Source organism: Brevundimonas sp. EU05-FHT14B11 (assembly GCF_058790835.1).
On the sequence record NZ_JBYTCY010000001.1, the window covers coordinates 255196 to 277366 of the forward strand.

General features: G+C 68.7%; 19 protein-coding genes. 9 read left to right on the top strand and 10 right to left on the bottom strand.

The genetic code is table 11. The annotated features are described in order from the left end of the window. Positions 1-19: 19 nt before the first annotated feature. From AC3WRV_RS01295 to AC3WRV_RS01305, 3 genes are read left to right on the top strand one after another with little or no spacing between them, the layout of a single operon-like run. Positions 20-2221, top strand: coding sequence for a TonB-dependent receptor (locus tag AC3WRV_RS01295; RefSeq protein WP_492311866.1), 2202 nt, complete (start codon positions 20-22; stop codon positions 2219-2221). After that, positions 2131-3330: a PepSY-associated TM helix domain-containing protein gene (locus AC3WRV_RS01300; protein ID WP_492311867.1), complete on the top strand. Its 1200-nt coding sequence runs from the start codon at positions 2131-2133 to the stop codon at positions 3328-3330. The genes AC3WRV_RS01295 and AC3WRV_RS01300 overlap by 91 nt, the downstream gene beginning before the upstream one ends. Then, complete coding sequence (locus tag AC3WRV_RS01305; protein WP_291835126.1) at positions 3327-3512, top strand: hypothetical protein; 186 nt, start codon at positions 3327-3329, stop codon at positions 3510-3512. The genes AC3WRV_RS01300 and AC3WRV_RS01305 overlap by 4 nt, the downstream gene beginning before the upstream one ends. Before the next feature lies 1 nt (position 3513). Here the strand turns inward: AC3WRV_RS01305 and lepB are convergent, their stop codons facing one another. Together lepB and dapF are read right to left on the bottom strand one after the other, a co-directional pair. Beyond that, a complete protein-coding gene (gene lepB, locus AC3WRV_RS01310) occupies positions 3514-4116 on the bottom strand; it encodes a signal peptidase I (RefSeq protein WP_492311868.1) in 603 nt (200 codons plus the stop codon). After that, entirely contained in the window at positions 4113-4946 is an 834-nt protein-coding gene (dapF, locus tag AC3WRV_RS01315; protein WP_492311869.1) for a diaminopimelate epimerase, read from the bottom strand. Before dapF ends, lepB begins: the two co-directional genes overlap by 4 nt. 60 nt (positions 4947-5006) lie before the next feature. Between dapF and AC3WRV_RS01320 the strand changes: the two genes are divergently transcribed. The 3 genes from AC3WRV_RS01320 (at position 5007) to AC3WRV_RS01330 (ending at position 10479) form a co-directional block, all read left to right on the top strand. After that, on the top strand, positions 5007-5846 hold the full coding sequence (locus AC3WRV_RS01320; protein ID WP_492311870.1) for a potassium channel family protein: 840 nt from the start codon (positions 5007-5009) through the stop codon (positions 5844-5846). Positions 5847-5947: 101 nt separating this feature from the next. Next, entirely contained in the window at positions 5948-8122 is a 2175-nt protein-coding gene (locus AC3WRV_RS01325) for a prolyl oligopeptidase family serine peptidase (RefSeq protein WP_492311871.1), read from the top strand. A 149-nt stretch (positions 8123-8271) separates the two neighbouring features. After that, positions 8272-10479 (top strand): prolyl oligopeptidase family serine peptidase, encoded by a 2208-nt coding sequence (locus AC3WRV_RS01330; RefSeq protein WP_492311872.1) that lies wholly within the window; start codon positions 8272-8274, stop codon positions 10477-10479. A gap of 198 nt (positions 10480-10677) precedes the next feature. On the opposite strand, the gene AC3WRV_RS01335 is transcribed toward AC3WRV_RS01330, so the two are convergent. From AC3WRV_RS01335 to ftsY, 3 genes are all read right to left on the bottom strand, one after another. Next, on the bottom strand, positions 10678-11283 hold the full coding sequence (locus AC3WRV_RS01335) for a MarR family winged helix-turn-helix transcriptional regulator (protein ID WP_291834685.1): 606 nt from the start codon (positions 11281-11283) through the stop codon (positions 10678-10680). 77 nt (positions 11284-11360) lie between these two features. Next, positions 11361-11993, bottom strand: a complete 633-nt coding sequence (locus tag AC3WRV_RS01340) for an inner membrane-spanning protein YciB (protein WP_291834682.1) — start codon at positions 11991-11993, stop codon at positions 11361-11363. Between the two features lie 3 nt (positions 11994-11996). Next, positions 11997-12932, bottom strand: a complete 936-nt coding sequence (gene ftsY / locus AC3WRV_RS01345) for a signal recognition particle-docking protein FtsY (RefSeq protein WP_291834679.1) — start codon at positions 12930-12932, stop codon at positions 11997-11999. 98 nt (positions 12933-13030) lie between these two features. Between ftsY and AC3WRV_RS01350 the strand changes: the two genes are divergently transcribed. Further along, positions 13031-15079, top strand: coding sequence for an NAD(+) synthase (locus AC3WRV_RS01350; protein WP_492311873.1), 2049 nt, complete (start codon positions 13031-13033; stop codon positions 15077-15079). A 6-nt stretch (positions 15080-15085) separates the two neighbouring features. On the opposite strand, the gene AC3WRV_RS01355 is transcribed toward AC3WRV_RS01350, so the two are convergent. Then, positions 15086-15961, bottom strand: a complete 876-nt coding sequence (locus AC3WRV_RS01355) for an alpha/beta fold hydrolase (RefSeq protein ID WP_492311874.1) — start codon at positions 15959-15961, stop codon at positions 15086-15088. An 86-nt stretch (positions 15962-16047) separates the two neighbouring features. Then, on the bottom strand, positions 16048-16560 hold the full coding sequence (locus AC3WRV_RS01360) for a D-glycero-alpha-D-manno-heptose-1,7-bisphosphate 7-phosphatase (RefSeq protein ID WP_291834668.1): 513 nt from the start codon (positions 16558-16560) through the stop codon (positions 16048-16050). A gap of 164 nt (positions 16561-16724) precedes the next feature. Between AC3WRV_RS01360 and AC3WRV_RS01365 the strand changes: the two genes are divergently transcribed. Both AC3WRV_RS01365 and AC3WRV_RS01370 read left to right on the top strand, forming a co-directional pair. Further along, a complete protein-coding gene (locus tag AC3WRV_RS01365) occupies positions 16725-17885 on the top strand; it encodes a DegT/DnrJ/EryC1/StrS family aminotransferase (RefSeq protein ID WP_291834666.1) in 1161 nt (386 codons plus the stop codon). Between the two features lie 4 nt (positions 17886-17889). Further along, positions 17890-18825 (top strand): Gfo/Idh/MocA family protein, encoded by a 936-nt coding sequence (locus AC3WRV_RS01370; RefSeq protein ID WP_291834662.1) that lies wholly within the window; start codon positions 17890-17892, stop codon positions 18823-18825. Between the two features lie 4 nt (positions 18826-18829). On the opposite strand, the gene AC3WRV_RS01375 is transcribed toward AC3WRV_RS01370, so the two are convergent. From AC3WRV_RS01375 to AC3WRV_RS01385, 3 genes are all read right to left on the bottom strand, one after another. After that, positions 18830-20527 (bottom strand): MHYT domain-containing protein, encoded by a 1698-nt coding sequence (locus AC3WRV_RS01375; RefSeq protein WP_492311875.1) that lies wholly within the window; start codon positions 20525-20527, stop codon positions 18830-18832. Between the two features lie 69 nt (positions 20528-20596). Next, a complete protein-coding gene (locus AC3WRV_RS01380) occupies positions 20597-21052 on the bottom strand; it encodes a MaoC family dehydratase (protein ID WP_291834656.1) in 456 nt (151 codons plus the stop codon). 56 nt (positions 21053-21108) lie between these two features. Beyond that, positions 21109-22098, bottom strand: a complete 990-nt coding sequence (locus AC3WRV_RS01385) for a threonine ammonia-lyase (RefSeq protein WP_492311876.1) — start codon at positions 22096-22098, stop codon at positions 21109-21111. Positions 22099-22171 lie beyond the last annotated feature (73 nt).

Consider the following 22171-nt stretch of genomic DNA (forward strand, 5'->3'; position numbering starts at 1 on the left):
CCTCCCCCAAGGCGACCCCGTGACTCTCCGCTCCATCCTGCTGCTCTCCACCACCGTCGCCGGACTGGCCGCGGCCCCCGCCTTCGCGCAGGAGGCCCAGACCACCGAGCTGGGTGAGGTCGTCGTCACCGGCTCGCAGGTCCGGCAGGCCCCGCCCTATGCCGGCGGCCAGGTCGCCACCGGCGGGCGCGTGGGCATGTTCGGCTCGCAGGACGTGATGGACACGCCCTTCACCGTGACCAGCTACACCGAGCGACTGGCCCGCGACCAGCAGGCCCGCAGCGTCGGCGACGTGCTGCAGAACGACCCGGCGGTGCGCGTCACCAAGGGCTTCGGCAATTTCCAGGAGCTGTATGTCATCCGCGGCTTCCCCGTGTACTCGGACGACATGACCTGGAACGGCCTGTACGGCATCCTGCCGCGCCAGTTCGTGGCCTCCGAGTTCATCGAGCGGGTCGAGGTCTTCCATGGCGCCACGGCCTTCCTGAACGGCGCCGCACCCGGCGGCAGCGGCGTCGGCGGCGCCTTCAACCTGACGCCCAAGCGCGCCAGCGACACGCCGCTGAACCGCCTGACCCTGGGCTGGGACGGCGGCGACGCCCTCTACGCCGCCGGCGACTTCTCGCGCCGCTTCGGCGCCGACAAGGCGTGGGGCGCCCGCCTGAACGTCGCGGCCCGCGACGGCGAGAGCACGGTCGATGGCGAGAACCGCGAGCTTCAGGTGCTGGGCCTCGGCCTCGACCGCCGCGGCGACCGCGCCCGCTTCTCGGCCGACCTCGGCTGGCAGAACCACCACATCGACGCTCCGCGCCCGACGGTCACCCCGCTCGGCGCCATCCCGACGCCGCCCTCGGCGGACGGCAATTTCGCCCAGCCCTGGACCTACACCGACGAGGAACAGCTGTTCGGCGTCGCCCGCGGCGAGTTCGACCTGACCGACGACGTCACCGTCTGGGCGGCCTTCGGCGGCCGCAGCGGCGAGGAGGACAACGTCCTGGCCAATCCGAGCGCGGCCCCCGACGGCGCGCTGAGCGCCTACCGCTTCGACAATGTGCGCGAGGATGCCGTCTGGTCCGGCGACATCGGCGTCCGCGCCGACCTGACCACCGGACCGGTCGGCCACCGCCTGGTGGCTTCGGCGTCGCAGGTGCAGCTGAAGTCGGCGAACGCCTACGCCTTCTCCAGCTTCGCCGGCTTCCCGAGCAACCTCTACAACCCCGTAGACGTCGCCCCGCCGGTCCCGAACTTCTTCGTCGGGGGCGACCTGTCCGACCCGCTGACGACCGAGCGGTCGATCACCTCCAGCATCGCGATCGCCGACCAGCTGTCCTTCCTCGACGGCCGTCTGCTGGCCACGGTCGGCGCCCGTTATCAGGAGGTCGAGACCCGGTCATACGACTACAACACCGGCGCGCCGCTCTCGTCCTATGAGGGCGACGCGGTCACGCCGGCCTTCGCCGTGGTCTACAAGCCTTCGGACCGGATCTCGATCTACGCCAACTACGCCGAGGCCCTGATCCCCGGGAAGATCGCGCCCGCCACGGTCAACGCCGACATCCCCGGTGACACCCCGGACCTCGGTGTCACGCCCGTTCCCGTCGCCAACCAGGGCGAGGCGCTCGATCCCTTCCGCGGCGAACAGATCGAGGCGGGCGTCAAATATGACGGCGGCGGCTTCGGCGCCTCGCTGAACGCCTTCCGCATCACCCTGCCGAACGAGTCGTTCGATCCCGTCACCCGGATCTACAGCGCCGGCGGCGAGCAGCGGAACCAGGGCGTCGAGTTCGCCGTCTATGGCGAGCCGGTCGAGGGCCTTCGCCTGCTGGGCGGCCTGACGCTGATGGACGCCGAGGTCACCCGCTCCATCACTCCCGCGCTGTCGGGCAAGGCGGCCATCGGCGTGCCGGAAGTCCAGGCCAATCTGAATGTCGAATGGGACGTGGCGGCGGTTTCGGGCCTGACCCTTGAGGGCCGCGCCATCTACACCGGATCGCAGCCGGTCAGCGCCGACAACACCGTCGAGCTGGACTCGTGGACCCGCTTCGACGCCGGCGTGCGCTATGAGTTCGAGGCCGGCGAGCGTCCGCTGAGCCTCCGCGCACGGGTCGAGAACCTGGCGGACGAGGACCAGTGGGTCGCCGCCGGCGGCTATCCGGGCGCCAACTACCTGACGCTCGGCGCCCCGCGCACCTTCCGGGTGTCAATCTCGACGGACTTCTGAGCCGGATGAAGCCGGGCGCGATCAGGGCCTGGAGCTGGGTCCATAAGTGGTCGAGCCTGGTCTCGACCGCCTTCCTGCTGATGCTGTGCGTCACGGGGCTTCCGCTCGTCTTCACGCACGAGCTGGATCACGTCCTGCTGGCCCACGAAGTCGCCGCACCGGCCGACCCGAGCGCTCCGAAATTGAACCTCGACCAGGTCCTGAACGTCGCCCTCGCTCGCAAGCCGGGCGAGGTTCCGGCCTTCATGAGCTTTGACGTGGAACGGCCGGTGGTGAACGTCACCAGCATCGATCCGAACGGTCCCGACGGGAAATACAGCTTCCAGCCGATCGACCAGTTCACCGGCGAGGCGGCTCCGCTGGTGGCGGGCCACCCGGTGATGGAGTTCATTCTGCAACTGCACACCGACATGTTCCTGGGGCTTGCGGGGATGCTGTTCCTCGGCGCCATGGGCCTGCTGCTGGTGGCGGCGTTGGTGTCCGGCGTGGTGCTCTACGCCCCCTTCATGCGCCGCCTGCCGTTCGGCACGGTGCGGGCGGGCAAGGCCGCGCGGACGCGCTGGCTCGACTATCACAACCTGCTGGGGGTGGTGACCGTGGCGTGGGTGCTGGTCGTCGGCGTCACGGGCGTGGTCAACACCTTGGCCGTGCCGATCATCGCCTACTGGAAGGATGACGCCCTGAAGACGCTGACCGCCGCCTATGACGCGCCTGTCAGCCTGACGGAGCGCAGCTCGCTGGACGCCGCCGTCGAGCGGGCCAGGCAGGCGTTGCCGGGCATGACCCTGCAGTTCGTGGCCTTCCCCGGCTCCACCTATTCGACCGAGAACCACTATGCGGTCTTCTTCCACGGCGACACGCCGCTGACCGAGCATCTGACGACGCCCGCCCTGATCGACGCGCGGACCGGCGAGCTGGCCGCGGTCGCGCCCGCGCCCTGGTATGTGAAGACCCTGTCCCTGTCGCAGCCGCTGCATTTCGGCGACTACGGCGGCCTGCCGCTGAAGATCCTGTGGGCCCTGCTCGACCTGGCGACCATCGTCATTCTGGGCAGCGGGCTTTACCTCTGGTGGGTCAAGCATCGGTCGGCGAGGCGGGACGCGAAATGAAGACCGGTCCGCTAGACCTGAAGGCCATCTTCGCCGTTCCGTTGGTCGTGGCCGTTCTGTCCCTGATCGGACTGGTCGGCGCGCTGCTGGGCGACGGCGTCTGGGACGGGATCGGCTGGATCGGTCTCGGCGCCGGCGTCGCCGTGACCGTCTGGGCGTTGATCGCCCGGCGGCATCGCTGAGCTAGGGCTGAACGCCGACCCGCGACGGCTCATCGGAGCGCACGACGCTGACCACGACACCGCAAAGATCGGCCGCGGCGGTCGGCCCGTGCATCCGATCATCGATGGCGTTGTCCCGGTTGTCGCCGAGAGCGAACCAGCGCCCTTCAGGCACACGGATTTCAGGCGTGTCGTCCAGCATTCCGCCCTCGCCAAAATCGAACGTCAGCCATGATCGGCCAGAAGGCAGGGTCTCGCGCCAGACAGAGATTTCCGGAAACGGGCCCTTTGACACGCCGCCCGGCACGGTGGCGGGATCGACGCGCTCCCGTTTCACCGGCCGTCCGTCGATATGGAGAACGCCGCCGATGATCTGAAGTGTCTGGCCCGGCCCCGCAACGACCCGTCTGAGCCAGGGCTCGTCTCCGGTGCGGGCGACCACGACGTCTCCCGGCGTGGGCTGAGTCGTGCCGCAGACGCCTTGGGGACGGTCAGCGAGGACAACGTCCCCCTGCGAGAGGGTCGGCTGCATCGAACCGGAAGATACGCGATAGGGATGGTGTCCCACCGGCGCCAGCACCGGTTCTTCCGTCAGCAAGGCGAGAAGAAGCAGGGCGCCGATCACAGGCTCAGCAGCCCCGTCCGCTCGACCTCGATCGGCCCTGTCATGAAGACATGGTCCGAGGCCTCGTCCCAGTCGATCATCAGGCGGCCGCCGTCGACGTCCACCGTGGCGTGACGCCCGGTGACGCCGCGACGGGCCGAGGCGACCAGGGCCGCGCAGGCGCCGGTGCCGCAGGCCTTGGTCAGGCCCGCGCCGCGCTCCCATACCCGCAGGCGGATGTGATCGGGCGACAGGGCGTGGACGAAGCCGACATTGACCCCCTCCGGGAACAGCGGGTGATGCTCCACCAGTGAGCCGGAGCCGCGCACGAAGCCGTCGTTCGGCGCGTGGTCCATGAAGAAGACCACGTGCGGATTGCCCATCGAGACCGCGCCCGGCGTGTGCAGGACGGGATCGTCGATCGGCCCGACCTGAAGCTCGATCCCGCGGGTGTCCATCTCCTCGGCCAGCGGCACCTGGGTCCAGTCCAGACGCGGCGCGCCCATGTCGACGGTCACCTGGCCGCCCGCCGCGCGGGTGGCGACGGTCGGCCCGCCGGCGGTGTCGATCACCACCCGGTCCTTGCCGGTGGACTCCATCAGCACCCAGCCCACGCAGCGCAGGGCGTTGCCGCAGGTCTCGACCATGCTCCCGTCGGCGTTCCACACGCGCATGAAGGCGTCGGCGTCGGCCGAGGGTTCGATGGAGATCAGCTGGTCGCAGCCCTCGCCCGTCTCACGGTCGGCGATGGCGCGCACCTGCTCGACCGTCGGCGTGAACGGCGTTTCCAGCGCGTTGACGACGACGAAGTCGTTGCCGGCGCCGTTCATCTTGACAAAGGGACGGGTCATTTCAGCCTCCATATAGGGCCAGACTGGACCTGAGACGAGAGAACGGCGTTAAGCTGGGCCATGAGTCGCCAGTCGCCCGCCCGAAAGGCCGCCCGCAAGTCCGCCACAGCGGTCGAGCCGCCGCACGCGGAAGGCCTGCGCCTGCGGGCCCGGCTGCGCTACCTCTACCATGGGTCGTCGCCGCTGGCGGTGCGGTTCCGGCTGGCGGTCATCGTCATCGACTTCGCCATCATCGCCTTCTTCCTGGCCGCGCCGATCCTCCATGAAGCCGGGCTGGTCTTCTATGTGATCGACTATCTGATCGCCGCCATCCTGATCGTGGACCTCGCGGCCCGAGCGCTCGCCCATACGGACATCAAGGACTGGCTGAAGAAGCCGGCGACCTGGATGGATCTGTTCGTGCTGGCGACCCTGCTGTTCCCCGCCTGGCTGTTCAACCTCGGCTTCCTGCGGCTGCTGCGGCTGTGGACCCTGCTGCATTCGGAATTCTTCTGGCGCACCATCGGGCACAAGTACGACGACACCCGGGTGGAGGAGATCACCAAGGCGGTCGCCTCGCTGCTGACCTTCATCTTCGTGGTCACGGGCTTCGTCTACGCGACCTTCCGGGGCACGCATCCGGGCATCACCGGCTATCTGGACGCCCTGTATTTCACCGTCGCCACCCTGACGACGACCGGCTTCGGCGACATCACCCTGCCGGGCAACTGGGGCCGGGTGCTGTCGATCGTGGTCATGCTGACCGGCATCACCCTGTTCCTGCGGCTGGCCCAGACCATCTTCCGCCCGCACAAGATCAGCCACGACTGCCCCACCTGCGGCCTGAAGAAGCACGACCCCGACGCCGTCCACTGCAAGGCCTGCGGCAAGGTCCTGTGCATTCCGGACGAGGGCGCGTGAGGCTGAGCCTCATGACAAACCTGTAACGTTTGCGGCTTCGCCTTGTCGGGGGGGCGACGGCGGATAAGGTGCCGCCCGACATTTCCCGGGGGAGTACCCATATGATCCGTTCCGCCGCGCTCGCCGCGCTTCTCGCCACCTCCGCCCTTTCGAGCGCCGCCATGGCCCAGACCGCCGCCCCCGCCTCCGCCAACGCCCCGACCGGCGGGTTCGCCACCTCGGATGCGACCGATCCCTATCTGTGGCTGGAAGAGGTCGAGGGCGAGCGGGCGATGGAATGGGTCCGCGCCCACAACGAACGGTCGCTCGGCGTCCTGCAGGGCGACCCCCGCTACGCCCAGCTTCACGACCAGGCGCTGGAGATCGTCCAGTCGCGCGACCGCATCCCGGGCGTCGGCTTCAACCACGACGGCACGCTGGACAATTTCTGGCAGGACGCGTCGCACGTGCGCGGCGTCTGGCGCACCACGACCCTGGACAGCTACCGCACGGCCGAGCCGCGCTGGGAAACCATCCTGGACATCGACGCCTTGGCCGCGTCGGAGGGCAAGAACTGGGTCTACAAGGGCGTGACCTGCCTGCCGCCGCAAGAGACCCACTGCCTGGTCAGCCTGTCGGACGGCGGCAAGGACGCCGTCACGGTCCGTGAGTTCGACCGCCAGACGAAACAGTTCGTCGATGGCGGCTTCGTCCTGCCGGAGTCCAAGGGCGGCGCGACCTGGATCGACGCCGACACCCTGCTGATCTCGCGCGATTTCGGCGAAGGCACCCTGACCGATTCCGGCTATCCGCGCACCCTGCGCCTGCTGCGCCGCGGCCAGTCGCTCGATCAGGCCACGGTCGTGTTCGAGGGTCAGCAGACCGACGTCTCGGTCAGCGGCTACACCCTGCGCGACGCCGACGGCGTGGTGAAGGCGACCCTGATCAATCGGGGGATCAACTTCTATGAGGGCGAGACCTGGCGTCTGAACGCCGACGGCACCACGACCCAGCTGCAGCTGCCGGCCAAGTCCAGCATCAACGCCTTGGTCAAGGGCCAGCTGGTGGTCACCACCGATCAGGACTGGACCGCTCCGTCCGGCCAGCAGTTCCGCACCGGCGACGTCATCGCCTGGAACCTGGAGCAATGGCTGGCCAATCCGGCGACGCCCGCCCAGCTGGTCCTCCGCCCGACCGACCGCGAAGCCATCGAGGGCATCTCGTCCACCCGCAACAAGCTGGTCGTGGCCCTGTACGAGAACGTGCGCGGCTCGGTCTATGTCTATGAACCCAACCCGTCGGGCGAATGGGCGCGCACCCGCCTGGACCTGCCGCAGAACGTCACCGTCGGCGTCGGCTCGGCCTCGGACCGCGACGACAAGGTCTTCGTCAGCGTCGCCGGCTACCTGAACCCGTCCAGCCTGTACCTCGCCGACGCCGCGACCACCCAGGCCGCCGTGGTGAAGTCCCTGCCGGCCAAGTTCGACACCACCGGCATGGTGGTCGAGCAGTTCGAGGCCCGCAGCGCCGACGGGACCATGATCCCCTACTTCGTCGTCCATAAGGGCGACATGCCGATGGACGGCTCCAACCCGACCCTGCTGTACGGCTACGGCGGCTACCAGAACTCCCTGCTGCCCGGCTATTCGGCCACCGTCGGCAAGCTGTGGCTGGAGCGCGGCGGCGTCTATGTGGTCGCCAACACCCGCGGCGGCGGCGAGTTCGGTCCGCGCTGGCACCAGGCGGCCCTGCAGCAGAACCGCCAGCGCGCCCACGAGGACTTCCAGGCCGTGGCCCTGGACCTGGAGGCCCGCAACATCACCAGCCAGCCCCGCCTCGGCATCATGGGCGGCTCGCAGGGCGGCCTGTTCATGGGCGCCATGCTGACCCAGCGTCCGGACCTGATCAACGGCGCCGTCATCCAGGTGCCGCTGTTCGACATGCTGCGCTTCCACAAGCTGCTGGCCGGCGCCTCGTGGATCGCCGAATACGGCAACCCGGACATTCCGGAGCAGCGCGCCTGGATCGAGCAGTATTCGCCCTACCAGAACCTGCGGGCAGGCCAGCCCTATCCGGAGGTCTTCATCCACACCTCGACCAAGGACGACCGCGTCCACCCGGGCCACGCCCGCAAGGCGGCGGCGCGTCTGGAGGAGCTGGGCTATCCGGTGCTGTTCTACGAGAACACCGACGGCGGCCACGCGGCCGGCGCCAACCTGCGCGAGACGGCCCGCCGTCTGGCGCTGGAGTACACCTATCTGACCCGCCGCCTGATGGATTCGCCGGCGCAGGAATAGGACCTTTCACCCGCTCATCCCCGCGAAGGCGGGGCCCCAGCGCTTTCGTCAAGACGCTGATGGGCGGGATTGCTGTTAGGGGCGGTCGGCCGGCGCCGGCCGCCCACGGATCTGGGTCCCCGCCTTCGCGGGGATGAGCGGAGTTGAAAATGCGCCACCTGCTTCTGTCCGCCGCCATCCCGGTGCTTCTTGCCGCGCAAGCCTCGCCCGTCCTCGCTCAAGCCTCGAGTTCGAATGAGATCGTCATCGAACACAGCCGCCCCGCCCCGCCCCACTACCCGCGCGACCTGACCCCCGCCGGAGTCCGCGCCGCCGACGACCATCTGGCGCTGGAGGATGTCAACGGGACCGAGGCCATGGCCTTCGTCCGCGCCGAGAACGAACGGTCGCTGGCCGCCCTGACCGGCGACCCGCGCTATGAGACCTTCCGCCAGGAGGCCGAGGCCATCCTGACCGCCACCGACCGCATCCCCGCGCCCAGCTTCCTCGGCGACGGGATCGGCAATTTCTGGCAGGACGCCGCCAATCCCAAGGGCGTGTGGCGCCGCACCACCCTGGACAGCTACCGCGCGGCGGACACCCGCTGGGAGACCCTGATCGACCTGGACGCCCTGTCCCGCGCCGAAGGCAAGGACTGGGTCTGGAAGGGCGCCAGCTGCCTGGCCCCGGACGAGACCCGCTGCCTGATCAGCCTGTCGGACGGCGGCAAGGACGCCGTCGTGGTGCGTGAGTTCGACACCACCACCCGCCGGTTCGTGGACGGAGGGTTCGTCCTGCCCGAGGGCAAGCATCGGATCAGCTGGCTGGATCGCGACACGCTTCTGGTCGCCACCGACTTCGGGGCGGGGACGCTGACGGAGTCGGGCTATCCCTACATCATCAAGTCCCTGAAGCGCGGCCAGCCGCTGGACCAGGCGACCGAGGTCTACCGCGGCGACCCGTCGGACGGCGGCTATGGCGTCTCGGCTTCGGTCTACCGCGATAGTCGAGGCGCGGTGGAGGCCGTGATCATCTCGCGTCCGCTGGACACCTACAGGTCGGAGACGTGGCGGCTGATTGACGGTCGACCCGTGAAGCTGGCCCTGCCCGAACAGGTCTCGATCTATGGAACCCTGGGGCAGCGGCTGGTGCTGTCGAATGACGAGGCGTGGCGCTGGAGCGCCCGGACCATCACCCCCGGAACCCTGCTGGCGATTTCCATGGAGGAACTGGCGCGTGGCGCCGGCGGGCTCTATCCCGATACGGACCCGGAAACGATCTTCACGCCCACACCGCGCCAGTCGCTTCAGGACGTGGCGGTGATGGACGACCACGTCGTCGCCGTCATTTCCGACAACGTCGTCAGCCGGGTCAGGCGCTATCGGTTCGGCCAGAACAATCAGGCCGCCTGGTCGGGGAGCGATATCGCCGGACCGGAAAACAGCGCCATCGGATTGGGCGACAGTTCGAAGGCGTCGGGACGGGTCTTCGTCTCCGCTCAGGGGTTCCTGACGCCGCCCACGCTGGGCCTTCTGGCGGCCGACGCTGCGGCGCCGACCGAGCTGAAATCAGCCCCGGCCAAGTTCGACGCCTCGACCCACGTCACCGAACAGTTCGAGGCCACCTCGTCCGACGGGACCAAGATTCCCTATTTCGTCACCCGCCCGCGCAACCAGAACGGCCCGGCCCCGACCATCCTGTTCGGCTACGGTGGTTTCCAGGTCTCCTTCCCGCCCGCCTACAAGCCCGAGATGGGCAAGCTGTGGCTCGAGAACGGCGGCGTCTTCGTCCAGGCCAACATCCGCGGCGGCGGCGAGTTCGGACCGCAGTGGCACCAGGCCGTGCTGAACGAGAACCGCCAGCTGGCCTTCGACGACTTCGCCGCCGTGGCCCGCGATCTGGAGCAGCGGGGCATCACCTCGCCGCGACGCCTGGGCATCTACGGCCGGTCGAACGGCGGGGTCCTGACCTCGGTGTCGATCACCCAGCACCCGGAACTGTTCAACGCGGCGGTGATCGAGAGCCCGCTGATCGACATGCTGCGCTATCACGAGCTGCCCGCCGGGGCCTCGTGGATCGGCGAATACGGCGACCCGCGCATTCCTGAGGAAGCCGCCTGGATCGCCCGCTATTCCGCCTATCAGCAGCTTCGTCCGGGCGCGCACTATCCGCGCGTCTACATCACGACCAACACCCGCGACGACCGCGTCCATCCGGGTCACGCGCGCAAGTTCGCGGCTCGTTTGGGCGATATGGGATACGACCATCTGTACTATGAGGAGACGGCGGGCGGTCACTCGAACGACGCCGACCCGGTCGCCAACGCCCGCCGCTGGGCCCGCCACTACGTCTACCTGTCGCAGCAGCTGATGGACTGAGGAGGCGGCCGCTCCATAGGCGATGGAGCCACCGTCGTCCGTCTGCGCGGGGGAAGTGGTTAGTGATTGGTGGTTCGACGTTGCGGGCACGGTGCGCGAATTACGGGCGCCGGCGCTGACGCCGCCACCCACTAATCACTAACCACTAATCACTGGCTGGGCTCCAAAGCCCTCCGCCCCAAGCACGGAGCCTGCCGCCTATGCCGGCTCCAGCACCTTGGTCTTCTTCGCCTTGGCCGGCTTTTCCGCCTTGGCAGGCTTGTCGGCCTTCTTGGCGGCCTTCTCGGCCTTCTTCATCTCGCGGGCGGCCTTCTTGGCGGCCTTGGCTTCAGCCTTGGCCTTCACCGGCGCGGCGTCGGCCTCGCCGGCCAGTTCGCCCAGCAGCTCCAGGAAGCCGTCGCGCTTGCCCTTGGGCAGCAGGGCCATGATCCGCTTGTCGGCGGCCTCGACCCGCGGACGGGCGGCCTCCAGCGCGGTCTCGCCGGCGGCCGACAGGCGCACGGCCTTGGCGCGGGCGTCGATGGCTGACTTCTCGCGATCCAGCAGACCCTTGGTGGTCATGCGGGCGACCAGGTCGGCCAGGGTCGAGCGGTCGATGCCGGTGGCGCGGACCAGGTCGGTCTGGGTCAGGCCGGCCTTGTGGCTGACCGCCTCCAGCACGGCGAACTGGCGCTGGGTCAGACCGTCCGGACCCGTCTCTTCGGCATAGATGTCGAGCGCCAGCTGCAGGGCGCGGTGAATCAGATGGCTCGGAGAGGCCGCAAGGGCTCCGCCGCGCTTGGGCTTGTTACCGGACTTGACCATGAACCGTATCCCCTCGGCTGCAGCGCTACAGGTAGCAGGCACGTTTTACGGTTTGACGACGGACGATCCCGCGACGCCTACAGACCGGTATCGGGCGAGACCGGATCGGGTTCCGCATCGTCCTTGATCAGATGCTTCATGATAAAGAACACCTGCCAGATGCCGAAGGCGGCCGAGGCGATCCAGAGCCCGCCCCGGAAGGCCACCCAGGTATCGTCGCCCTGGGTGCGCCAGACGATCTCGTTCACGATGGCCACCGCCGCGAAATACAGGCCGTACCGCAGGGTCAGCCCGCGCCAGCCGAGGTCCGTGATCTTGATCGCGTCGCCGAGCAGATATTTGAACGGATATTTCTTCAGCGGCAGCGACCCCAGCAGCACCACCGCCAGAAGGCCGTTCTGGATGGTCAGCTTGATCTTCAGCAGCGTCGGATCGTGGAAGACCAGGGTCAGTACGCCGAAGATCAGGGCGAAGCCGCCGGTGATGAGCGGCAGGGGCGCCAGACGCTTCTCGACCACATAGCCGACGATCAGGGCGAGGGCGGAGGCGCCCACCAGCACCCAGGTCGCCTGGACCAGGGCTTCCTGCCCGTCGAGGCCGCGTACGAAGCGATTGACCGCATAGGCGGCCATGAAGGCCAGCAGGGCGCCGAAATCGACGGCCTGACGGATGTTGGAGTTGCGGGCCGCGGCGGGGCTGCTCTCGGTCATGGTCTAGTCCTCGAGTCCCACCAGAGACCTTGAAAAGGCTCGCGCGTCAAAGGGTTGCAGATCGTCGACGCCTTCGCCGACGCCGATCAGCTTGATCGGGGCGTCCGAGGCCTGCGCGACGGGCACCAGAACCCCGCCGCGCGCCGTGCCGTCCAGCTTGGTCATCACCACGCCGGAGACATAGGCCGTCCGCCCGAAGATCTTTTCCTGTTCCAGCGCATTGCGGCCGACCGTGGCGTCCAGCACCAGCAGGGTCTCATGCGGGGCGTCCGGATCGATCTTCTTCAGCACGCGAACGATCTTCAGCAGTTCGTCCATCAGGGCGGACTTGTTCTGCAGCCGCCCGGCCGTGTCGATCAGGACAACGTCAAAGCCTTCGGCCCGGGCGCGGGTATAGGCGTCGAAGGCCAGGCCGGCAGGATCGGCCCCGTCGCGGCGGCTTTCGAACGTGGCGCCGGCGCGGTCGGCCCAGACCTTCAGCTGCTCGCGGGCGGCGGCGCGGAAGGTGTCGCAAGCCACGATCATGACCTTGGCGCCCTGGCCGGTCAGGTCCGAGGCGATCTTGCCCAGCGTCGTGGTCTTGCCCGAGCCGTTGACGCCGACGAACAGGGTCACGAACGGCTTTTCGCCGCCCAGCGGCTCGTAGCGGGCCTGGTGGTTGATCAGTTCGGCGGCCACGGCCTCGGCCAGCGCCTCCTTGACCTCGCGCTCGTCGGCGCCGGCGCCGAAGCGCAGGTCGCGGAAGCGCTCGACGATCCGGTCGGTCGCCGCCGGGCCCAGATCGCTCTCCAGCAGATGCTCTTCCAGCTGCTCCAGCGCCTTGTCGCTGAGCGGCTCCTTCACGAAGGTGGCGACGACCTGTTCGGTCATCTGCTTCGAGGAACGGCTCAGGCCTTCGGTGAGCCGGGAGAACCAGCCTTTTTTCGGCGCGTCAGTCATGACTTCCGTTTAGCGGTCGGAGTCACCAAGGTCACGGGCTAACGTAGCCGCAGCCTGACTTCGGCTCTATATGAGCAAAAGACCTGAAGGATCGCGCCTTGGCTGAGACGTCCTCGTTCCACTCGCCCGCCACGCACGGCTTCGTCCGCGTCGCCGCCGCGACCCCGGTCGTGCATACCGCCGACCCTTCCGCCAACGCCGACGAACACATCGCCCTGATCAGGCAGGCGGGCGAACAGGGCGTCGACCTGATCGTCTTCCCGGAGCTGTCGCTGAGCGGCTACGCCATCGACGACCTGTTGATGCAGGACGCGCTGCTGGATGAGGTGGACCGCCAGATCCAGCGGGTGGCCGATGCGACGCGTGAGGCCGGGGTCGCCGCGGTCGTCGGCGCCCCGTTGCTGCATGGAGACGCCCTGTTCAACTGCGCCGCGGTCCTCGCCAACGGCTTCGTCTGCGGCGTGGTCCCCAAGACCTATCTGCCGAACTATCGGGAGTACTACGAAAAGCGCTGGTTCTCTCCGGCGGGGCCCATCGGAGCCGAGACCAGCATCCTGATCGGCGGGGCGCCGCAGTCGTTCGGGACCGACCTGCTGTTCCAGGCCGACAACCGCCCCGGCTTCGTCTTCGGGGTCGAAATCTGCGAGGATTATTGGGCGCCCCTGCCCCCCTCCACCCGTCAGGCCCTGGCCGGCGCCCGCATCCTGGTGAACCTGTCAGCGTCCAATGTCGTCATCGGCAAGTCCGAGGATCGGGCCCTGCTGTGCGCCAGCCAGTCGGCGCGCGCCATGGCCGCCTATGTCTTCACGGCCTCAGGCTGGGGCGAAAGCACCACCGACCTCGCCTGGGACGGCCAGGCCAGCATCTTCGAACTGGGCGCCAGGCTGGCCGAAGGCGAGCGCTTCTCGATGGACAGCCATCTGACCGTCGCCGACGTCGACGTCGGCCGCATCGGGCTGGAGCGCCTGCGCACCGGCACCTTCGCCGACTGCGCCCGTCGCGAGGTCGAGCCAGAGACCTTCCACGCCACGGGCTTCATGGCCCGCGAGACCGCGCCCGCCACCGACCTTCTCCGCCCCCTCGACCGCTTCCCCTTCGTCCCCGACGATCCCGCCCGGCTGGATCAGGACTGCTACGAGGCGTTCAACATCCAGGTGCAGGGCCTGATGCGGCGGCTGAAGGCGACGGGATCCAGGACGCTGGTGATCGGCGTCTCGGGCGGGCTGGACTCGACCCAGGCGCTGCTGGTCGCCTGCCGGGCCTTCGACCGGCTGGGCCTGCCTCGGACCGGCATCCTCGCCTACACCATGCCCGGCTTCGCCACCTCGGAGGGGACGAAGTCCAACGCCTGGGCCCTAATGACCGCGCTGGGCGTGACGGCCGGGGAGATCGACATCCGCCCCGCCGCCGAGCGGATGCTGGCCGACATCGGCCATCCCTACGCCAGGGGCGAGGCGGTCTATGACATCACGTTCGAGAATGTGCAGGCCGGCCTACGGACCGACTATCTGTTCCGTCTCGCCAACCAGAACGGCGGGTTGGTGCTGGGCACCGGCGACCTGTCGGAGCTGGCGCTGGGCTGGGCCACCTACGGCGTCGGCGACCACATGAGCCACTACAACGTCAACGGCGGCGTGGCGAAGACCCTGATCCGGCACCTGATCCGCTGGGTGGCCGCCAAGGAGCACGAGGGCGAGACCGCCCGCGTCCTGCACGCCATCCTGGACACCGAGATTTCGCCCGAACTGGTCCCGGCCAGGGACGGGAAGATTCAGTCCACGGAAGGGACCGTCGGCCCCTACGCCCTGAACGACTTCTTCCTGTTCTACATCACCCGCTTCGGCCTGAGCCCGTCGAAGGTCGCGTTCCTGGCCCATCAGGCCTGGAAGGACGCGTCCACCGGCCACTGGCCCGAAGGGACGCCCGAGGACGAGAAGGTCGAATACGACCTGCCGACCATCAAGGCCTGGCTGCGCAAATTCCTGCACCGCTTCTTCCAGACCAGCCAGTTCAAGCGCTCGGCCGTGCCGAACGGACCGAAGGTCGTCACCGGCGGCTCGCTCAGCCCTCGCGGCGACTGGCGCGCGCCGTCTGACGCGACGGCGAAGGTGTGGATCGACGAGCTGGAAGCGAACGTGCCCGACTGAGGCCGCCTAGGGCACTTCGTTCAGGAACGGGAAGATCGCCGCCTTGGCCTCCGGCTCGTCCAGCATCGGCGCATGGCCGACCCCCGGGACTTCGACGAAATCCATCTTGGGGGCGCGCTTACGCATCTTGGCGGCGATGCTCTCGCTGAGCAGGTCGGAGGTCTGCCCGCGCACCAGCAGCACCTGCCGGCCCCGGGTCAGGCGGCTGAACATGGGCCACAGGTTCGGAACCAGGGCCTTGGCCCCCGCCGCCCTGATCGGCACGGCGATGTCCGGGTCGTAGTTCAGCACCGGCGCCCCCTCCGTCCCCTCGCGGAAGATTCGGCGGGCGAAGGCGGCCCAGTCGGCATCGGTGTAGTGGGGGAAGGCGACGGCGTTGATCCGCTTCGCATAGGCGGCGGCGTCGGCCCAGGTCGGGGTGTCGACCGGCTGGCCCGAATAGGCGGCGATGCGCATCAGCCCTTCCTTCGCCACCTCGGGGCCGATGTCGTTGATGATGGCCGCGGCGATGACCTTGGACCGGACGGCGGCCAGCGCCATGGTGATCAGCCCGCCCATGGAGGTGCCCACGAAGACCGCGCGCTCGATGCCGGTCTGCCGCATCAGGGCCAGCACGTCCTGCGCATAGGTCGCGGGCTGGTAGGTCATCGGATCGCGGGCTTCGTCCGACAGGCCGCGGCCGCGCACGTCGATGGCCAGCACCCGGCGGCCGCTCTGGGCGATGAGCGGGGCGATGACCTCGAAATCCTTCGAATTGCGGGTCAGCCCGTGGATGGCGATGACCGGCAGCTTGGCCTGACCGCCCGAGGGCGCGTAGTCGCGGGCGTAGAGGCTGAGGTCATCGGCGCTGTTCCAGCGACGGTCGACATAGGGCTGGCTCATGCGGTCTCCGGGGTAGAGGCCTGATCGTATTTCATCGCCGCGCGAAATCCCACCGGTCGAACCTTGACGATCCCGTCACCAGCGCGTCAGTGGCCCAGAAGCTCGCGCACGAAGTCATCCAGATTGCCGCCCTCGAAGCGGAAGCCGGGGATGCCGGCGCGCCTGGCCGCTTCCATGTCGGTCGGCTGGTCGCCGATCATGAAGCTGCGCGCGGGATCGATGTGATGCTCGGCGATGGCGCGCAGGATCATCCCCGGATTGGGCTTCCGGTCCGGATGGTCCGGGTGGATGTAGGCCTCGACCCGGCCCTCGGAATGATAGGGGCAGGCGTAGACCGCGCCGATGCGGCCGCCGCCCAGCGCCAGCCGCCGCACGATCAGGTCGTTGAAGGCGTGCATCTGCTGTTCGGTGAACAGGCCCCGCGCCACGCCCGACTGGTTGGTCACGATGACGCAGAGATAGCCCAGGCGATTGAGCCGCCGCACCGCTTCGGCCGCGCCGGGCATGATGCGCAGCTGGGATTCGAGATGGGGGTAGCCTGTGTCCTCGATCAGCACGCCGTCGCGGTCGAGAAACACAGCAGGATGGCCGGTCGACATGGCGACGGGGATAGGCGCCCGCGCGGTCCGTTGCAATCCCTCACCCGAAGTGACTCCATGCCGTTTGGCGCAAACTCGTCAGATTTGTTAGGGAGCGCCCACCCTGAACGGCGCGTTGAATCCGCGCCGCCCCGCCCGCGCGTCCGCGACCGGAGAATTCCCGCATGACCATCCCCTTCATCGACCTCCAGGCCCAGCGCCTGCGCCTGGCCGGAAAGATCGAGGCCGCCGTCCAGGAGGCCGTCGTCGGCGGCGCCTGGGTCATGGGTCCGCAGGTGCGCCAGTTCGAGGCCGACCTGGCTGCCTTCGGTCAGGCGAAGCATGCGCTGGGCTGCGCCAACGGCACCGACGCCCTGGCCCTGCCGCTGATGGCCTGGGGGATCGGGCGGGGCGATGCGGTCTTCGTGCCGTCGTTCACCTTCGCCGCCACCGCCGAGATCGTGCCGTGGTTCGACGCCGAGCCGGTCTTCATCGACGTGGACGCGACGACCTACAACATGGATCCCGGCCACCTCGAGGCGGCCATCGAGGCGACGCTCAAGGAAGGCCGGCTGACCCCGCGCGTGGTCATCGCCGTCGACCTGTTCGGCCAGCCCGCCGACTATCCGGCCATCAAGGCCATCTGCGACAAGCACGGCCTGAAGCTGATCTGCGACTCGGCCCAGGGCTTCGGCTGCACTCTCTCTGGCGAGCATCCGCTGAAGTGGGCCGACATCACCACCACCAGCTTCTTCCCGGCCAAGCCGCTGGGCTGCTACGGCGACGGCGGGGCGGTGCTGACCAATGACGACGAGTTGGCCCAGCTGATCGATTCGATCCGCGTGCACGGCAAGGCCGTGGCCATCGACCTGAAGGACCGCACCTTCGAGCACGATCCGAAATACCTGAACATGCGCATCGGCCTGAACAGCCGTCTGGACACCATCCAGGCCGCCGTCCTGATCGAGAAGCTGAAGGTGTTCGGCGAAGAGATCGAATGGCGCAACCGCATCGCCGCCCGCTACAACGAAGGCCTGCGCGCCCACGTCGCCGCCGTGCCGGACGTGCCCGCCGGAAACATCTCCAACTGGGCCCAGTACACGATCGAGCATGACGACCGCGACGCCTTGGCCGCCCACCTGAAGGAACAGGGCGTGCCGACGGCGGTCTACTATCCGATCCCGCTGCACCTGCAGCCCGCCTATGACATGTACCCGCGTGGGCCGCAGGGCCTGCCGGTGACCGAACGCCTGAAGGACCGCGTCATAAGCCTGCCGATGCACGCCGACCTCGACGAGGCGACGCAGGATCGCATCATCGCCGCCGTAGCCGGCTTCAAGGGATAAGCGGATGACCGTTCAGACCACTCCGCTCAAGGCCGGCGTCGCCGGCGTCGGCGTCATGGGGCGCAACCACGCCCGCGTGCTGTCGGACATCCGCGACTTCAACCTGACGGCGGTGTTCGACCCGGATGAAGCCACCGCCTCGGGCGTCGCGGGCCTGTATGACGCCAGGGCCTTCACCTCGGCCGACGATTTCGTCGCCGCCGGTCTGGACGCCGCCGTGGTCGCCACGCCCAACCGGCACCATGCGGACCTTTCGGTCGCCCTGCTGGAGAAGGGCGTCCATGTGCTGGTCGAAAAGCCCATCGCCGCCACGGTCGCCGACGCCCAGCGCATGATTGACGCCGCCAAGGCCAACAGCCGGGTGCTGATGGTCGGCCAGGTCGAGCGCTTCAATCCGGCGGTCGACGCGGTCAAGCGCGCCATCGCCGACGAGGACGTCATTTCCATCCAGATCACCCGCGTCGGCCCGTTCCCGCCGCGCATGGGCGAGGTCGGCGTGGTCATCGACCTGGCGGTGCACGACATCGACATCATCCGCCACCTGACGGACTCCGAGATCGTCGAGGTCCAGCCGCAGCTGGCCCGCACCCGCGCCGAGCGTGAAGACACCGCCCTGCTGCAGTTCCGGCTGGAGAACGGGGTCATCGCCCACATCACCACCAACTGGGTCACGCCCTACAAGACCCGCACCCTGCAGGTGGCGACCAAGACCAAATTCGTCGTCGCCGACCTGATGACGCGCCAGGTGACCGAGTATTTCGGCCAGCAGCCGGACGGCAGCTATTCGACGCGCGGCGTCATGAGCTGGCCGAACGAGCCGCTGAAGAAGGAGCTGGAAGCCTTCGCCCACGCCATCCGCACCGGCGAGACGCCCGCGGTCACCGGCGAGGACGGCCTGCGCAATCTGGAAGTCGCCCTGCGCTGCCTCGGCGAGGGCTGACCGCTCAGGCCTCCAGCGGCGCGGACTCCCGAAGCAGGAGGTCGCGCCGTCCGGGAGCCGGGCGGAAGGTCAGGCGGGCCGTCAGACCGCTCGCCGCATAGTCCAGCTCGGCCGAGCCGCTCAGATCGCCCTTCAGGCTGGTGGCGATCAGGCGCGAGCCGAAGCCGACCCGCTCCGGCGAGGCGGCGATCCGGGGCCCATCTACTTCGGTCCAGTCCAGAACCACGATCCCGGCCTCGTCCGGCGCGGTCCAGGACACCGTCACGCAGCCGCCGGCGACGCTCAGCGCCCCGTGCTTGGTGGCGTTGGTGACCAGTTCGTGGATCACCATGCCCATGGCCAGCGCCTGCGGCGGCTCGAACAGCACCACGGGCCCCTGCAGCCGGAACTGTTCCGCCGAATAGGGCCGCAGCTCCTTGGCCAGCAGGTCCTGTAGCGTCGTCTGCTCCCACCCCGTCGCGGTCAGCAGGTTGTGCGTCTCGGACAGCGCCATCAGCCGCGCCTCGAACAGGGCGGAGAACTCCGCCACCGAGGTCGCCCGGCGCGCGGTCAGAGCCGCGATCGCCTGGATGGTGGCCAGGGTGTTCTTCACCCGGTGGTTCAGCTCGTTGATCAGCAGTTTCTGGCGGCGCTCGCTGGTCTCCAGCGCCTCGAAGGCGCGGCGGCGGTCGGTGCTGTCGTTGACCACTCCGGCCAGCTTCAGCGCCCGTCCCGAACGGGAGCGGATCAGGCTGCCCCTCGAGTGGACCCAGCGTCCGCTGCCGGCGATCGGATATTCCACGTCATAGTCCGCCTCGCCCGCCAGTGCGGCCTCCAGCGCCAGGTTGCGGGCGGGAAGCTGCTCCGCGTCCAGCCAGACCGGCTGGCCCACGTCGCCGGTCGCCTGGTCCGCGCCGAGCCCGACCAGTTCCCGCGCCCGGGGCGACAGGGCGAAGGTCCGGTCCCAGGGATTGACCTCCCAATAGCCCACCCCCGCCGCCGCCAGCACGGACAGCAGCCGGGCGCGCTCATCGGCCATGGAGGCGGCCAGGCCGATGAACAGGATCACCGCCGTGACCGCCGCGACGCTGACCGCGATGGCCAGCGGCGGCGCCCCGTCATGGTCGAGGCCGCCGCTCACCGGCTGGAGATGAAGCGCGGCCATGCCCGTGTAGTGCATGCCGACCACGGCCACGCCAAGGATGGCCGCCGCCGCCGCGCGCCAGCCCACCGAGGTCTCGCGCCGGCTGGCCCACAGGGCGGCCATCGAGGCGCCGATGGCGATGACGATGGAAATGATGACCAGCTCGATGCGCCAGCCGACCGTCGCGGTGGTCCGCATCGCCGCCATGCCGACGTAGTGCATCAGGGCGATGGCGCCGCCCATGACCGCGCCGGCGACTGGAATGCGGCCGGCGCCCAGCCGGTCCTGCGAGGCCGCGAAGAAGGCCGCCGCCGTGCCCGCCACGGCCAGCAGGAAGGACAGGACCGTCAGGCCGGGATCGTACCGGACCGGGGCGCCCGGATCGAACCCCAGCATCGCGATGAAATGCATGGCCCATATGCCGCCGCCCATGGCGACGGCGGCGGTGGCCAGCCACGGCGTCTGGTCCCGGCCTTCACGCCCCCGGATGCGCTGGAACAGGTCGAGCGCCGTCCAGGCCGCCAGAACCGCGACCGCATAGGACAGAAGCAGGAAGACGGCGCCGTGATCGTGGTGCAAGGGCGAAGTCCCGTAGGTAGGTCTCGAATCGCTGTTATCGACCGAGCAAGGCGGCGGCGTCCACTACACTCAACCTGCAAGCATCTGCATGCTCAACCATTCAGCGATCAGGGCGGGCTTCTCGCTCCCTTCGATCTCGACGGTCAGCTCATGCTTGATCAGCCACCGGCCGCCGCCCTTGTCCTCGGCGGACAACAGCTTGAACCGGCCGCGGATCTTCGAACCGGCGGGCACGGGAGCCAGGAAGCGCAGCTTGTCGAAGCCGTAGTTGACGCCCATGGCCACCCCGTCCAGCGGCTTGACGCAGTCATAGGACATGGCCGAGGCGAGGCTCAGGGTCAGGAAACCGTGGGCGATCGTGCCGCCGAAGGGCGTCTGTTTCGCCAGCTCCGGGTTCACATGGATGAACTGCCAGTCCTCGGTGGTGTCCGCGAAGGCGTCGATTTTCGCCTGATCGACCAGGAACCAGCGGGACAGCCCGACCTCGGTCCCGATGAGCGACTGCAGTTCTGACGGCTTGGGCATGCGATCCTCCGGTTTTCCGGCCACGCTACCGGCGTCCGTCTTCTCTCGAAACCCCCTTATTGGCCTTTGAAGCGGCCCTCGATGATCTCCGCGAACAGGGTCGGATCGACGTTGCCGCCGGACAGAACGACGGCGGTCGTCCGGTCCTTCGCCTCGGCCTTTCCGGCCAGCAGGGCGGCCAGGGACACCGCGCCGCCCGGCTCCACCACCAGTTTCAGGGCGTGGAAGGCGTAGCGCACGGCCTCGGCCACCTCGGCGTCGGACACGGTCTCGACGCGGGCCAGCCGGCGGTTGATCGGGAAGGTCAGCTCGCCCGGCCGATCGGTCATCAGGGCGTCGCAGATCGTGCCCTTGGCCGGAGCATGGGTCAGGCGCTCGCCCGCCGCCATCGACAGCTGGGTGTCGTTGTAGTCGCGCGGTTCGATCCCGATCACCGGAACCTGCGGCAGCAGGGCCGCCATCGACAGGTTGACGCCGGCGATCAGCCCGCCGCCCGAGGCGCCGCACAACAGCTGGTCGATCGTTGCGCCGAGGCCTTCCGCCTGCTCGACGATCTCCAGGCCGACCGTACCCTGGCCCTCGATCACGAAGGGGTCGTCGAAGGGACGGACCAGAACGCTGCCGCGCGTCCGGGCGATCTCCTCGCCGATGTCCTCCCGGCTCTCGGTGTAGCGGTCGTAGAGGCGAACTTCGCCGCCGAAGCCGATGACGCCCGCCACCTTCACCTTGGGACTGTCGGCCGGCATGACGATGATGGCCGAGGTCCCCATCATCTTCGCCGCGCAGGCCACGGCCTGGGCGTGGTTGCCCGACGAATAGGCGACGACGCCGCGCTTCAGCTCGTCCGGCGTCAGGCGGCTGATGCGGTTCCAGGCGCCGCGGAATTTGAAGGCCCCCGCCTGCTGCAGGTTCTCGGCCTTCATCAGCACCCGGCCGCCCAGCCGTTCGTTCAGGGCGGGGCTTTCGATCAGCGGGGTGCGGACGGCGTGGCCGAGGATCTGGCGGGCGGCGTCGCGGACGCCTTCGAAGGACGCGGTGTGGGTCATGGCTGGGGTTTAGCGCAGCTTGGTGACGAGTGACGAGTGGCGAGCGAAGCGGCGGACCGGAGGTCCCAGTCGT

What these genes read in the sequence shown, in the direction of transcription:
- AC3WRV_RS01385 (WP_492311876.1), bottom strand. Translation starts at nt 22,098, where the DNA reads ATGACCCACACCGCGTCCTTCGAAGGCGTCCGCGACGCCGCCCGCCAG.
- AC3WRV_RS01335 (WP_291834685.1), bottom strand. Translation starts at nt 11,283, where the DNA reads ATGGTCAAGTCCGGTAACAAGCCCAAGCGCGGCGGAGCCCTTGCGGCC.
- AC3WRV_RS01330 (WP_492311872.1), top strand. Translation starts at nt 8,272, where the DNA reads ATGCGCCACCTGCTTCTGTCCGCCGCCATCCCGGTGCTTCTTGCCGCG.
- AC3WRV_RS01355 (WP_492311874.1), bottom strand. Translation starts at nt 15,961, where the DNA reads ATGAGCCAGCCCTATGTCGACCGTCGCTGGAACAGCGCCGATGACCTC.
- AC3WRV_RS01320 (WP_492311870.1), top strand. Translation starts at nt 5,007, where the DNA reads ATGAGTCGCCAGTCGCCCGCCCGAAAGGCCGCCCGCAAGTCCGCCACA.
- AC3WRV_RS01360 (WP_291834668.1), bottom strand. Translation starts at nt 16,560, where the DNA reads ATGTCGACCGGCCATCCTGCTGTGTTTCTCGACCGCGACGGCGTGCTG.
- AC3WRV_RS01380 (WP_291834656.1), bottom strand. Translation starts at nt 21,052, where the DNA reads ATGCCCAAGCCGTCAGAACTGCAGTCGCTCATCGGGACCGAGGTCGGG.
- AC3WRV_RS01370 (WP_291834662.1), top strand. Translation starts at nt 17,890, where the DNA reads ATGACCGTTCAGACCACTCCGCTCAAGGCCGGCGTCGCCGGCGTCGGC.
- dapF (WP_492311869.1), bottom strand. Translation starts at nt 4,946, where the DNA reads ATGACCCGTCCCTTTGTCAAGATGAACGGCGCCGGCAACGACTTCGTC.
- ftsY (WP_291834679.1), bottom strand. Translation starts at nt 12,932, where the DNA reads ATGACTGACGCGCCGAAAAAAGGCTGGTTCTCCCGGCTCACCGAAGGC.
- AC3WRV_RS01340 (WP_291834682.1), bottom strand. Translation starts at nt 11,993, where the DNA reads ATGACCGAGAGCAGCCCCGCCGCGGCCCGCAACTCCAACATCCGTCAG.
- AC3WRV_RS01305 (WP_291835126.1), top strand. Translation starts at nt 3,327, where the DNA reads ATGAAGACCGGTCCGCTAGACCTGAAGGCCATCTTCGCCGTTCCGTTG.
- AC3WRV_RS01365 (WP_291834666.1), top strand. Translation starts at nt 16,725, where the DNA reads ATGACCATCCCCTTCATCGACCTCCAGGCCCAGCGCCTGCGCCTGGCC.
- AC3WRV_RS01325 (WP_492311871.1), top strand. Translation starts at nt 5,948, where the DNA reads ATGATCCGTTCCGCCGCGCTCGCCGCGCTTCTCGCCACCTCCGCCCTT.